The organism is Halomonas sp. H10-9-1 (assembly GCF_040147005.1).
Classification (GTDB): Bacteria; Pseudomonadota; Gammaproteobacteria; order Pseudomonadales; family Halomonadaceae; genus Halomonas.
This window is the reverse complement of sequence record NZ_JAMSHO010000001.1, coordinates 2074687-2086671: the sequence shown is the minus strand read 5'-3', so window position 1 is coordinate 2086671 and position 11985 is coordinate 2074687. Positions and strand designations below refer to the sequence as shown.

The 11985-nt window shown below is 69.1% G+C and carries 11 protein-coding genes; 5 read left to right on the top strand and 6 right to left on the bottom strand.

The window, feature by feature from the left end; translation table 11 throughout:
- The first annotated feature begins 18 nt into the window (after positions 1 to 18).
- Together NFH66_RS09585 and NFH66_RS09580 are read left to right on the top strand one after the other, a co-directional pair.
- On the top strand, positions 19 to 339 hold the full coding sequence (locus NFH66_RS09585; protein WP_349610100.1) for an HlyU family transcriptional regulator: 321 nt from the start codon (positions 19 to 21) through the stop codon (positions 337 to 339).
- 16 nt (positions 340 to 355) lie between these two features.
- Positions 356 to 1483: a DUF294 nucleotidyltransferase-like domain-containing protein gene (locus NFH66_RS09580; RefSeq protein WP_349610099.1), complete on the top strand. Its 1128-nt coding sequence runs from the start codon at positions 356 to 358 to the stop codon at positions 1481 to 1483.
- On the opposite strand, the gene NFH66_RS09575 is transcribed toward NFH66_RS09580, so the two are convergent.
- The 4 genes from NFH66_RS09575 to NFH66_RS09560 are packed head-to-tail and all read right to left on the bottom strand — an operon-like array spanning position 1480 to position 6912.
- A complete protein-coding gene (locus NFH66_RS09575) occupies positions 1480 to 4230 on the bottom strand; it encodes an ATP-binding protein (protein WP_349610098.1) in 2751 nt (916 codons plus the stop codon). The genes NFH66_RS09580 and NFH66_RS09575 overlap by 4 nt on opposite strands.
- Positions 4231 to 4233: 3 nt before the next feature.
- On the bottom strand, positions 4234 to 4452 hold the full coding sequence (locus NFH66_RS09570; protein WP_349610097.1) for a hypothetical protein: 219 nt from the start codon (positions 4450 to 4452) through the stop codon (positions 4234 to 4236).
- A 28-nt stretch (positions 4453 to 4480) separates the two neighbouring features.
- Positions 4481 to 6541: an exonuclease domain-containing protein gene (locus NFH66_RS09565; protein WP_349610096.1), complete on the bottom strand. Its 2061-nt coding sequence runs from the start codon at positions 6539 to 6541 to the stop codon at positions 4481 to 4483.
- A complete protein-coding gene (locus NFH66_RS09560) occupies positions 6541 to 6912 on the bottom strand; it encodes a response regulator transcription factor (RefSeq protein ID WP_349610095.1) in 372 nt (123 codons plus the stop codon). Before NFH66_RS09560 ends, NFH66_RS09565 begins: the two co-directional genes overlap by 1 nt.
- Positions 6913 to 7206: 294 nt before the next feature.
- Between NFH66_RS09560 and NFH66_RS09555 the strand changes: the two genes are divergently transcribed.
- The 3 genes from NFH66_RS09555 to NFH66_RS09545 all read left to right on the top strand — a co-directional run bounded on the left by NFH66_RS09555 (position 7207) and on the right by NFH66_RS09545 (position 10373).
- A complete protein-coding gene (locus NFH66_RS09555) occupies positions 7207 to 8883 on the top strand; it encodes a carbon starvation CstA family protein (protein WP_349610094.1) in 1677 nt (558 codons plus the stop codon).
- Between the two features lie 16 nt (positions 8884 to 8899).
- Positions 8900 to 9202 (top strand): cory-CC-star protein, encoded by a 303-nt coding sequence (locus NFH66_RS09550; protein ID WP_023004431.1) that lies wholly within the window; start codon positions 8900 to 8902, stop codon positions 9200 to 9202.
- Positions 9203 to 9365: 163 nt separating this feature from the next.
- Positions 9366 to 10373: an ArsA family ATPase gene (locus tag NFH66_RS09545; protein ID WP_349610093.1), complete on the top strand. Its 1008-nt coding sequence runs from the start codon at positions 9366 to 9368 to the stop codon at positions 10371 to 10373.
- Here the strand turns inward: NFH66_RS09545 and NFH66_RS09540 are convergent.
- Together NFH66_RS09540 and nth are read right to left on the bottom strand one after the other, a co-directional pair.
- The gene (locus NFH66_RS09540) at positions 10370 to 11119 is read right to left on the bottom strand and encodes a YdcF family protein (protein ID WP_349610092.1); all 750 of its coding nucleotides are present in this window, start codon (positions 11117 to 11119) and stop codon (positions 10370 to 10372) included. The two genes, NFH66_RS09545 and NFH66_RS09540, sit on opposite strands and share 4 nt — an antisense overlap.
- 72 nt (positions 11120 to 11191) lie before the next feature.
- Positions 11192 to 11827 carry an endonuclease III gene (gene nth / locus NFH66_RS09535; protein WP_349610091.1) on the bottom strand — a complete coding sequence of 212 codons (636 nt, stop codon included), beginning with the start codon at positions 11825 to 11827 and terminating at the stop codon, positions 11192 to 11194.
- Positions 11828 to 11985: the final 158 nt, after the last annotated feature.

Below are 11985 nucleotides of genomic sequence, written 5' to 3'. Positions count from 1 at the left end.
GGCACAAGGAGCCACGCCATGTTCAAGAAGCTTCTCGGCGGACTGCTCGGCGGCGGTGGTGACGATGCCGCCACGGGCAACGCGCCGGCCGCCGAGGCGGTGGAGCACAACGGCTACCTGATCATCTCCGAGCCGGCCAAGGAGGGCGGCCAGTACCGCGTCAGCGGCTGGATTCGCCGTCCGCTGACCGGTGATGGCGAGGAGGAGGAGGACGAGGTGCTCGAGCATCGTTTCGAGCGCTCGGACATGATGCCCGGCCGTGAGGCCTGCGACGAGCTGATGATCAGCAAGGCGCGACGCTTCATCGACGAGATGGGCGACGACATGTTCGCCCGCTAGGGGCGCCGAGAGAGCCGTGCGTTTCCTGTATCGCGCCTCATCGTGGCGGACGCTGTTCGCTGGGGACTTTCCGCCGGATCCCGCCACCCTGCCTGAGCTGCTTGCCCCCCTGCGAGAGGCCCTGACCACCTTGGGGCCTAATCCCGGCCTTGCCGATGCCTATGCCTGGCAGCCCACCCTGGTCGAGGCCCTGGTGCGCCTCGACCTGCCCGGCTGGCGGATCGCGCAGCTGATCAGCGATCACAACGCCTGGCTCACCCGGCGTGCCACTCGCCTCGCCGAGATCGAGATGCGCGGGCAGGGCTGGGGGGCCGCGCCGGTGGGCTATTGCGTGCTGGTGCTCGGCTCCGGCGGGCGCCACGAGAGCCTGCTCGGACCCGACCAGGACAACGCCATGATCATCGATGACTATCCGGATGCTCGGCATGTGGAGATCGACGGCTACTTCCAGTCGCTGGGTGAGCGTTTCACCGAGCGCCTCGACCGGGCCGGCATCCCGCTGTGCAGCGGCCATGTCATGGCGCGCTGGCCGATGTGGCGCAAGCGCCTGGGGGAGTGGCAGCGCCAGCTGGAGATATGGAGCGCCGAGCGGCGGGTCAAGCGGGTGCAGCAGGCCAATATCCTGCTCGATTTCACCCCGGTCCACGGCGATGAGGCGCTGGCCGAGGCGCTGCGCGACTGGGTCGTCGGGCGGCTGCCCGCGGCGGGGCTGTTCCTCGACGAGATGGCCGCGCTGCTCGACGAGCAGCCGGTGGCTCTGGATCGTTTCGGCAGGCTGGCCGGTACGCTTCAAGGAGCCCCCCACGAGCGGGCCATCAACCTCAAGCACCAGGCGATGTTGCCGCTGGTGGCCGCGGTGCGGCTGCTGGCGCTGCGCCACGCGGTGCGCGAGACCGACACCCGGCGACGCCTCGCGACCCTGGTCACTCGACAGGCCATCGATATCGGGACATGTCGAGAACTCACCGCCGCCCATGGCCGGTTGCAGGAGTTGCTGCTGGCCGAACAACGGCGCAACCTCGCCGCCGGCCGCGCCGCGGATGGCTGGGTGGATGTCTCGCACCTGGGCGAGGATCAGCGCCTGCTGCTGCGCCACGACCTCCAGCGGATCCGCGCGCTGCAGAAGCGGGCGCGCCGGGGCTAGGCCTCCGGTGCTGCCGGAGGCGCCTCCGGCAGTTCCATGACCAGGCAGGCACCGCCCAGGTGGGGGGCCTCCTCGACCCACAGCCGCCCCCCCAGGTGGGCGACGATGCCCCGGCTGATGGGCAGGCCCAGGCCACTGCCGCGGGGGCGGCCACGGCGCTTGTCCGGCGACTCCTCGGGGCGCTGGATCTGGTGGAACTTCTCGAACACCCGCTCGCGTTCCTGCGCATCGATGCCGGGGCCGTTGTCCTCCACCGCCAGGCGGTAGTGGGTCTTGTGGCGTACCAGGCTCAGCTGCACCCGGGGTGCTGCCGGGTCGGCGAACTTGCCGGCGTTATCGAGCAGGTTGATGATCACCTGCTCGAGCCGGTCGGGGTCGCCTATCACCGGCGCTGCCTCGAGCTCGATCGCCACCTCAAGCGCCACTCCACGATCCTCCTGTATATGGTGCACCGCATCCACGCTGTGGCGGGCCAGCGCCACCAGGTCCAGTCGCTGGGGGTTCAGGGTCAGGCGCCCGCTTTCCAGGCGCGCCAGGTCGAGGATCTCCTCGATCAGCCGCGACAGGCGCTGGCTCTCCTTGACCACCACGTCGAGGAAGTGGAGGCGCTTCTCCTCAGGCAGCTCGCCGCTGTCGCGCAGGATCTCGGCGAAGGCGCGGATCGAGGTGAGCGGGGTCCGCAGCTCATGGCTGACCATGGCCACGAACTCATCCTTGAGGCGGTCGAGCTCGCGCAGCCGCTCGTTGGCGGCGCGCAACTCCTCGCTGGCCTGGGCCAGCTCGCTGGACTTCTGCTCCAGGCGCCGGTTGATCTCGAGGGTCTCGGAGGTGGTGTCGAGGATGCTGAGGATCGATTCCAGGTCCAGCGCCTCGCCGCGTACCACCGAGTTGATCAGCACCCGCGCCGAGGCATTGCCCAGCGCCCCGGAGAGGGCCTGCTCGGCGCGGGCGATCTGGGTCGGGCTGGCGGGCGCGGCGGCGTCTTCCTCCTGGCCCGAGGTGGCGTCGGCGAATACCCGGGCGGTAGCGCCCGTGCCCAGGTAGCGGTCGAGCAGGGCGCGTAGCTCGCCGCGGGTGGTCTGGCCGTGCCATAGCGAGGTCTGCAGCAGGTGGGGGTGCATCGCTTCGGCGAACAGCGCCGCTTGGGTCTGCTCCAGCGGCGACTGGCGGCTGAATAGCGAGACCCCCACCAGCAGGCCGAGGTTGGCGGTCAGGCTCCATAGCAGCGAGTGGGTGTAGATGTCCCAGCCCTCGAGGCCGAACAGCGCATAGGGTCGCAACCAGGCGAGGCCGAAGGGACCCTGCTCGAGGAAGGTGGCATCCAGCCAGCCGGACTGGGCGAAGCCCGGGATGAGCAGCGTCCAGGCCCATACCAGGGTGCCGGCGATCAGTCCCAGGGTGGCGCCGCGACGATGGGCGCCTCGCCAGTACATGCCGGCCAGCATGGCCGGGGCAAACTGGCAGGCGGCGGCGAATGAGACCAGGCCGATGGTCACCAGGCTGTAGGCGTCGCCGACCAGGGCGTGATAGAGATAGCCCAGCAGCAGGATCAGCACGATGGCCACGCGCCGGATGCCCAGCAGCCAGCCGGCCAGCTCGCCACTGGCACTGCGGTGCAGGCGCCGGGTGCGCAGCAGCAGGGGCATGATCAGCTGGTTGCTGACCATGGTGGAGAGGGCGATGGTCTCGACGATCACCATGCTGGTGGCCGCCGACAGGCCGCCGATGAAGACCAGCAGCGGCAGGCCCTGGAGGTCCGCCGAGAGTGGCAGGGTGAGCACGAAGCTGTCGGGGTCGGCGTCGCCCATCAGCAGCAGTCCGGCCATGGCGATGGGGATCACGAACAGGTTGATGGCCATCAGGTAGAGCGGGAAGAGCCAGCTGGCGCGTGCCAGGTGGCGCTCGTCGACGTTCTCCACCACCAGCACCTGGAACTGACGCGGCAGGGTGAGGAAGGCCAGGAAGGCCAGCACCAGCATGCCGGCCCAGCCGGTGGCGCCGCCGGGCACGGCATCCAGCCCCAGGCGTTCGGCCAGCTCCGGCGTGGCGGCGACCTGGGCGAAGAGGTCGCCGGGGCCCTGGAAGAGCACGAAGACGGTGAACACCCCCACCGAGAGGAAGGCCACCAGCTTGACCAGCGACTCGAAGGCGATGGCGGCCACCATGCCCTCATGGCGTTCGCTGGCGTCCAGGTGGCGGGTGCCGAAGAGGATGATGAACACTGCAAGCACCAGCGCTACCCAGAACGACTTGTCGAGCCAGAAGGGCTCGTCGGCCAGGCGCAGGTTGGCGGCCTGGGGGTAGTTGACCAGCACCGCGTGGCTGACGGTGATCGCCTTGAGCTGCAGGGCGATATAGGGCGTGATGCCGATCAGCGCGATCAGCGCCACCAGCACGCCCAGGCTCGAGCTCTTGCCGTAGCGGGCGCTGATGAAGTCGGCGATGGAGGTGATGCGCTGGGCGCTGGCGATACGCACCATCTTGCGGATCACGAAGGGAGCCAGCAGCATCGCCAGGGTCGGGCCCAGGTAGATCAGCAGGAAGCCAGGGCCGAACTGGGCGGCACGCCCCACGCTGCCGTAGAAGGTCCAGGCGGTGCAGTAGACGGCGATGGAGAGCGCATAGACATTGGGTGAGCCGATCAGCGAGCGCCCCTGTTCCGCCCGGCGGTCGCCCCAGGCGGCGATCAGGAACAGCAGCGCCAGGTAGCCGAAGGCGACGCTGAGCACCACGAGATCGCTGCGCATGGCCTACTCCTCGGGTGGTGTTCGTTCCGGTGGGGGGGCCGGGTGCTCCATCAGCCAGGCGGCCAGGCCGATGACCAGGCCCCAGGCGACGAACAGGTAGAGCGGCAGCCAGGAGATCGCCGCAGCACGGTCGGGGACCAGCACCAGTGGTGGCGTGAACAGCAGCGTGGCCAGCAGCATCAGTGCCAGCAGGCGTTCGCGGCGGCGTGGGGCGCTCAGCATGGCCTGGCCCCGGGGTCGGCGGTGACGGTCATGATGCGCAGGCGTCCTCCTTGTTGAGGGCGCTGGCCTGTAGGGCCAACGCCTTCTCGAGGGTGTCGATGCCGCGGGCTTCCAGGCGCGGCAGCAGCGAGAGCCACAGCTCGGCGGTGACCCGGGCGTCGCCCAGGGCGGTGTGGCGGGTGCCCGGCGGGAAGGTGAGGCCGTAGCGTTCGGCCAGGGTATCCAGGTCGTGTCCGTCGAGGCTGGCATCGAGGGCCCGGGAGATCAGCAGGGTGTCGAGGACCGGCATGTCCAGGTCGATGCCGGCTCCCGGCGGCTGCAGGGCCAGCAGGTCGAAGGCGGCGTTGTGGGCCAGGATCACCGCGTCGCCGATGTAGTCGCAGAAGCGCGGCAAGGCGACGGCGAGGGGGGGCGCGCCGGCCACCGCGTCGTCGGTGATGCCGTGGATGGCGGTGCTGGCCGGGGGGATCGGCTTGCCCGGATCGACATAGAGATCGAAGGTTTCGCTGGCCAGCAGCCGCGCGTTGACGATGCGGCAGGCGCCGATGCTGATCACGGTATCGCCGCGACGCAGCTCCAGCCCGGTGGTCTCGGTGTCGAAGGCCACCACCTCCAGGGCGCGCAGCGGGCGCGCGGCGAGCTCCGCATCGGGGGCCGGCAGGTCGGCGATGCCGAAGTCGTGGAACTCGGGGCGTGGCGGGGCCACCGGGCGCGGCGCGCCGACCCGTTCGGCGGCATGCAGGGGCAGGCGCAGGCGGGCATGTTGGCCGTCGTCATCGGCCAGGCTCCAGGCGTCGCTGGCATGCTGGCGCAGCACGTCGGCCACCCGGGGATTGAGAGGCAGCGCCCCCAGGCGTTGCTGCTGCCACTCGCCGAGATGGCGCTCGGAGAGCGGTGCGCCCTGCCAGATCAGGTCGAGGTAGACCCGCTTGTTGCCCAGGCACACCTCGCCCTCCAAGGCCGTCTCGCCGAGCGTCGCCTCGAGGGTGTCGAGCAGCGAGCCAAGCAGCACCAGCAGGGCGCTGGCGTCGCCCTTGAGCCAGGCTGGCATGCCCACGGCGGTGACCTGACGCTCGGCGGGGCGGCGTTCGTTGAGGCCGGCCCAGAGGTCGTTGGACCACAGCGGCACCAGCCGCTCCCCCTCCTGCTGCATGCGCTCGACCAGGGACGCCAGCCCCTCGATGTCCTCGCCCAGGGCCTGGCTCTCCTCTGCGATCACCCTCTCCAGCCGGCGGCGCATCTCCCCGGCCCCCTCCGGCAGGGCGGAGAGGGCGTCGGCGGCGCTGGTCAGGCTGGCGCCGTGGCGACGCAGTCGTGGCAGGCCGTCGAGCAGTTCGGCCCGGGCGCCCATCTCGCTGGTCCAGGCGGCGGTGGTGTCGGTGAGCGTCAGCAGGGTCTCGCCGTGGCTGCCGGGCACCCGCCGCAGCATGGCACGCAGCCAGCGCTCGCCACTGGGCACCAGCACCTCGCGCGGGGCGCCGTTCGCAGGCAGCTGGCGCAGGGCATCCTGCAGGCTCGCGGCGGGCAGCAGGGTCTCGAGGCGCTTGCCGAGCCCCAGGCTGGCATGGTCCTCGAACAACGTTTCGGCGGCCTGGTTGAAGAGCAGGATGCGGCGGTGGTGGTCGCAGAGCAGCAGCGGGGTATCGAGCACCTGGAGCAGGGTCTCGAGCTCCTGGCGGATGCGCGCCGCGCTGCGCGCGCCCTCGGCGTGGGCGGTGGCCAGGCGGGTGCGGTCGTTGCGCCACGCCTCGCGCACTCGCACCAGGTCGGGGCCCAGGGCGCGCAACCAGCCCTCGGGGGGGTAGTCGTCGCGGGCGTCGGGGTTGGCCACCAGGCGGGCCAGCTGCACCTGCAGATGGCGCAGCGGCGTGAACAGCTGGCGCTCGAGCAGCAGGCCGACCAGGAAGATGGTGCCGCCGCCGGAGAAGCAGCCCGCCCACAGCACCAGGCGTGCGATGCCCTGTGGCTGGAACAGGGTGTCGAGCCACAGGGCGAAGGTGGCGCCGCCGAAGATGCTGATGCCGCTGAGCAGTAGCCACAGGCCGATGAGGCGCTGGCGGCGAGGCATGCCGGAGAGGAGGCGAGCCATCAGGACATCTCGGCGAGCAGGACCTTGACCTTTTCCACCAGGGCCTGGGTGGAGAACGGCTTGGTGACATAGTCGTCGGCACCCAGTGCCAGGCCCTTCTCGCGCTCCACCTCGCGGCCATGGGCGGTGAGCATGATGATCGGCAGGCGGGCGTGGACCGGGTTGCCCCGCAGGCGCTCGAGGACATCGAAGCCGCTGATGCCGGGCAGGCTGATATCCAGCAGCACCAGGTCCGGCGCCCCTTCCTCGACCCGTGCCAGGGCGCTCTCGCCATCCTCGGCGGTGACCACTTCAAAGCCGGCCTGCTGCATCAGGAACTCCAGCGACAGGACGATATTGGGCTCATCGTCCACCACCAGCACCTTGGCCATGACGCACTCCTGTTGTTTATCGTCGTTGTTGCCGTCAGTTTAAGTGGCCGCCGCTGGCCGGGCAAAGGCGACCTTGGCAGGAGACGCGCCGTCCGGCGGGCCGGGGTAAACCCATGGACAGCCGGGAGCATGCCCTCCACAGCGATGGCATCTCATACTTTCGTAGTGGAATGGCGTCATTGTCCGACGCAGCACATGGACGCGACGCCAACAAGGCTAGACTATGGCGCGAAGGCCCTCATCGTGGGGCCTTGCATCCTGCTCAACCTACCCTCCATCTGCTAGGAGTGCGCCATGAGTGCCATCCTTGTCCTGGTCCTGGGTCTTGCCGCGATGGCGGCCGGGTACTTCCTGTACTCGAAGTTCATCGCCGAGAAGATCTACCGACTGGATCCCGACTTCAAGACGCCCGCCCATGAGTTCGAGGACGGCGTCGACTTCGTGCCCACCAACCGCTATGTGCTGTGGGGCCACCACTTCACCTCCGTGGCCGGTGCCGCCCCCATCGTGGGGCCCGCCATCGCGGTGATCTGGGGGTGGGTGCCTGCCTTTCTGTGGGTGGTGCTGGGTACCGTGTTCTTCGCCGGTGTGCATGACTTCGGTGCCATCTGGGCCAGCGTGCGCAACAAGGCCAGGTCGGTCGGCGCCCTGACCGGCGATGTGGTCGGCAAGCGTGCCCGCAGCATCTTCATGATCGTCATCTTCCTGGTGCTGTTGATGGTCAACGCGGTGTTTGCCGTGGTGATCGCGGGGCTGATGATGAGCTTCTCCAGTGCCGTGGTGCCGGTGTGGGGGGCCATCCTGGTGGCCCTGGTGATCGGCCAGATGATCTATCGCCGCAAGATGAGCCTGCCGATGGTCTCCATCGTCGGTGTTGTCGCGCTCTATGCACTGATCGGCATCGGCCCCTCCGTGCCCCTGCAGATGCCGGCGGAAGTCGCGGGTATCTCGGGCAACGCCGTCTGGATCCTGCTGCTGTTCGGCTATGCCGCCATCGCCTCGCTGCTGCCGGTGTGGATGCTGCTCCAGCCCCGCGACTACATCAACGGCCTGCAGCTTTTTGTCGGCCTGCTCGTGCTCTACGGTGCCATCCTGCTGCTCAACCCGAGCATGGTCGCCCCGGCCTTCAACGACAACGTGCCCGCCGGCACGCCATCGCTGCTGCCGCTGCTGTTCGTGACCATCGCCTGCGGCGCCATCTCCGGCTTCCACGGCCTGGTCTCCTCCGGCACCACCTCCAAGCAGATTAACAAGGAGACCGACGCACGCTTCGTCGGCTACTTCGGTGCCGTGGGCGAAGGCATGCTGGCGCTGGCCGCCATCCTGGCCGCGACGGCCGGCTTCGCCAGCCTCGCCGACTGGGAGGCGATGTATACCGCCTTCGGCCAGGGGGGAGTCAAGGCCTTCGTCGAGGGTGGCGCCTTCATCATCCACAATGGCCTGGGCCTGCCCGAGGCCACGGCGGCGACCCTGCTGACCGTGATGGCGGCACTCTTCGCCGGCACCACCATGGATACCGGCCTGCGCCTGCAGCGCTATATCTTCCAGGAGTGGGGTGAGATCTATCACCAGCCGTGGATGAAGAAGCCGGCCATCGCCACCCTGCTGGCGGTGGGCAGCTGCCTGCTGCTGGCCTTCGGCGCCGGCGGCGCGGATGGCTCCGGTGGCCTGATCATCTGGCCGCTGTTCGGCACCACCAACCAGTTGCTGGCCGGCCTGACCCTGCTGGTGGTGACGGTGATGCTGGTGCGCCTGGGGCGCCCGATGTGGTACACCCTGGCACCCCTGGCCTTCCTGCTGGTGATGACCATCGCCGCGCTGCTGATCCAGCTGCGCACCTTCTTCGACCAGGGCAACTACTTCCTGCTGGGCCTGGACATCGTGGTACTGGTGGCCGCGATCCTGGTGGCGCTGGAGTGTGTCTCTGCGCTCAAGCGGCTGCGCAACGAGGCGCCTGCCAAGCAGGAGTGAACGCGAGGAGAGAAGGATGAGCGACGACCGACACGAGGGTCGTGAGGCTCGTCTCGAACGGATTCGGGCCTGGCTTAGCCAGGCCCGTTTCTTCGCGGAGGAGGTCTACTCCTCCCCCTATCGGGGCGCGATAGCCCGTGCCCGGCGAGACGAGGACGACCTCTTCATGCTGCTGGTGTTCTCCGAGATGATGGGAGTTCCCAATCCGGCGGCCTACTACACCCTGGAGCTGCAGCCCCTGCTGCTGGAGCGTTTCCATGACTGGCACCGCCGCATGGGCATGGAGCGATCGCCCCTGGATCATTTCAAGTGCTGCTGAGGCCCTTCGGGCAGTAACAAGCGACAAGGTGCAAGCGACAAGGAAACCCCTGGCCGGGAACGACGCGCTGGCAAGATCCTCCTGGCTTGCAGCTTGCAGCTTGCAGCTTGCAGCTTGCAGCTTGCAGCTTGCAGCTTGCACCGAAAGAATCACGGAACCGCATATGAGAGAGTTACTGGAAAAGCGCCTGCTCTGGGTGGGCGGCAAGGGCGGGGTCGGCAAGACCACCGTAGCCGCGGCCCTGGCGGTGCTCGCCGCCCGACGCGGTAAGCGCGTGCTGGTGGTCTCCACCGATCCCGCCCACAGCCTCGGCGATGTGTTCGACCGCGAGCTGGCCGATACGCCCCGGCGGCTGCTGCCCAACCTCGATGCCATGGAGATCGACCCCGACGCCGAGGTGGAGGCCCACCTGGCCCGGGTCACCGCCCAGATGCGGCGCTACGCGGCGCCGGAGATGATGGCCGAGCTGGAGCGCCAGATGCGCCTGACCCGGCAGTCGCCGGGCACCCAGGAGGCGGCGTTGCTCGAGCGGCTGGCGCGGATCATCACCGATGACGAGGCCGACTGGGACCTGATCATCTTCGATACCGCGCCCACCGGCCATACCTTGCGGCTGCTGACCCTGCCCGAAGCCATGGCGGCCTGGACCGATGGCCTGCTGGCCCATAACCGCAAGTCCGAGGAGCTGGGCCGCGTGCTCTCACACCTGACGCCCAAGCGCGGCCGCGACGTGGCGAGCCCCTTCGATGATCCGAAGGAGAACGAGCTGGCCGACCTGGACGACAAGACCCGCGATGTGGCGAAGACCCTGATCGATCGCCGGCGCCTCTTCCACCAGGCGCGGCGACGCATCGAGAACGCCGACGAGAGCGGCTTCCTGTTCGTGCTGACGCCGGAACGCCTGCCGATCCTCGAGACCGCCCGCGCCGTGGCGACCCTCGAGGAGGCGCATGTCCCGGTGGCGGGGACCCTGGTCAACCGGGTCATTCCCCCGGAAGCCGATGGCGACTTCCTCAATGCCCGCCGCGAACAGGAGGCCACCTACCTGGCGCGCATCGACGAGGCGCTGGGTCACCTGCCGCGCCCGCGGCTGCCCTGGCTGCCCACCGATGTGCAGGGCATCGAGATCCTCGAGCAACTGGCCGACCGCCTGGAGGGTGAGGGCTTCTAGCGGGTCGCGAGCCGGGCCCTGAGCCAGCTCACCCCGCGACCCAGCCACTCGTGCAGGGCGCGGGTGCTCTGGTTGAGGTGGTAGGCGCGGGGGATCCAGGCATGCAGGCCCGGCGGCGGGGCGCTGGCGAACTCGGTGGGTGCCGCTAGCACCTCCAGGCCCGCTCCCTCGAACTCCGCGCTCGCCCGGGGCAGGTGCCAGGCCTGGGAGACCAGCGCGACGCGCTCGATCCCCGCCGCTTCCAGCATGGCGGCGCTGAAGCGCGCATTCTCCGCGGTGTTGCGGCTCTCGCCCTCCAGCCAGCGTACCGGCACCCCGAACACCTCACGCAGTGCCGCGGCCATCAGGCTGGCCTCGGCGCTGTGTTCGTCATGGACGCGACCGCCGCTGACCAGGATCGGCCAGTCGCTGCCACGCTGCAGCCAGGCGCCATAGGCCAGGCGTCGCCAGGTGGGATTGCTGGGGGCGTCGCCCCAGCCGAACTCGGGGCTCTGGTAGTCGCGGCCGCCGCCGAGGATGACGATGGCCCCTTCGCCACGCAGGGCCGCGGGGCCGGAGAGCGGCGGCGGTTCCAGCCCCTGGCGCAGGGCGTGGCTCGCTATCGGGGTGGCGAGCACCAGCAGGCTGGCCAGCCCCAGGGCGATCAGCAGACCGCCTGTCAGCCGTCGGGCGCCGGCGGCGAGGCCAGCGAGGATCAGCAGGACGTTGATGACCGGCGGCAACAGCAGATACTTGAGTGCTTCCATACGGGGCGTCTCGTCGGGGCCTGCCGCCAGTCAAGCAGGCCAGTGCGGTTGGCGCCAGCCCTGGGGCCTGGCTCAGAGTTCGGTCTTCTCCTTGAACTCGCAGAGGTCCTCGATCACGCAGCTGCCGCAGCGGGGCTTGCGGGCGATGCAGGTATAGCGGCCATGCAGGATCAGCCAGTGGTGGGCGTCCTGGCGGAACTCCCTGGGCACATGGCGCAGCAGCTTCTTCTCGACCTCGACCACGTCCTTGCCACGGGCGATGCCGGTGCGGTTCGACACCCGGAAGATGTGGGTATCCACGGCGATGGTGGGCTGGCCGAAGGCGGTGTTGAGGACGACGTTGGCGGTCTTGCGCCCCACGCCGGGCAGCGCCTCCAGGGCGGCCCGGGTCCCGGGAACTTCACCAGCGTGCTTGTCCACCAGGAGATGGCAGGTCTTCATCAGGTTCTCGGCCTTGGTGTTGTAGAGACCGATGGTCTTGATGTGCTCCTTGAGCCCGTCGAGGCCGAGCTCGATGATCGCCTCGGGGGTGTTGGCGACGGGGAAGAGCCTGGCCGTGGCCTTGTTGACGCCGACGTCGGTGGCCTGGGCGGAGAGCAGCACCGCGGCGAGCAGCTCGAAGGGGGTCTCCCAGTGGAGCTCGGTGGTGGGCTCGGGGTTGTGCTCGCGCAGCCGCGCGAAGATTTCAAAGCGTTTCTGGGCGTTCATGGGGTCCTGTCGAATGGGAATGTCTGGCATCCGAGGGTGCGGGCCTGAGTCGGGGCTTTTCCGGCGACAGGTCTGCGAGGAGGCGCTGTGAATACGTCCCTGTACGCTACCGACGCCTTCCCTGGCGTAGGACCTCCTCTGCGACCTGTCCCCGGCGC

Coding starts and splice junctions, on each gene's coding strand:
- nth (WP_349610091.1), bottom strand. CDS start 11,827: ATGAACGCCCAGAAACGCTTTGAAATCTTCGCGCGGCTGCGCGAGCAC.
- NFH66_RS09545 (WP_349610093.1), top strand. CDS start 9,366: ATGAGAGAGTTACTGGAAAAGCGCCTGCTCTGGGTGGGCGGCAAGGGC.
- NFH66_RS09575 (WP_349610098.1), bottom strand. CDS start 4,230: ATGCGCAGCGATCTCGTGGTGCTCAGCGTCGCCTTCGGCTACCTGGCG.
- NFH66_RS09565 (WP_349610096.1), bottom strand. CDS start 6,541: ATGGCTCGCCTCCTCTCCGGCATGCCTCGCCGCCAGCGCCTCATCGGC.
- NFH66_RS09570 (WP_349610097.1), bottom strand. CDS start 4,452: ATGCTGAGCGCCCCACGCCGCCGCGAACGCCTGCTGGCACTGATGCTG.
- NFH66_RS09560 (WP_349610095.1), bottom strand. CDS start 6,912: ATGGCCAAGGTGCTGGTGGTGGACGATGAGCCCAATATCGTCCTGTCG.
- NFH66_RS09555 (WP_349610094.1), top strand. CDS start 7,207: ATGAGTGCCATCCTTGTCCTGGTCCTGGGTCTTGCCGCGATGGCGGCC.
- NFH66_RS09585 (WP_349610100.1), top strand. CDS start 19: ATGTTCAAGAAGCTTCTCGGCGGACTGCTCGGCGGCGGTGGTGACGAT.
- NFH66_RS09550 (WP_023004431.1), top strand. CDS start 8,900: ATGAGCGACGACCGACACGAGGGTCGTGAGGCTCGTCTCGAACGGATT.
- NFH66_RS09540 (WP_349610092.1), bottom strand. CDS start 11,119: ATGGAAGCACTCAAGTATCTGCTGTTGCCGCCGGTCATCAACGTCCTG.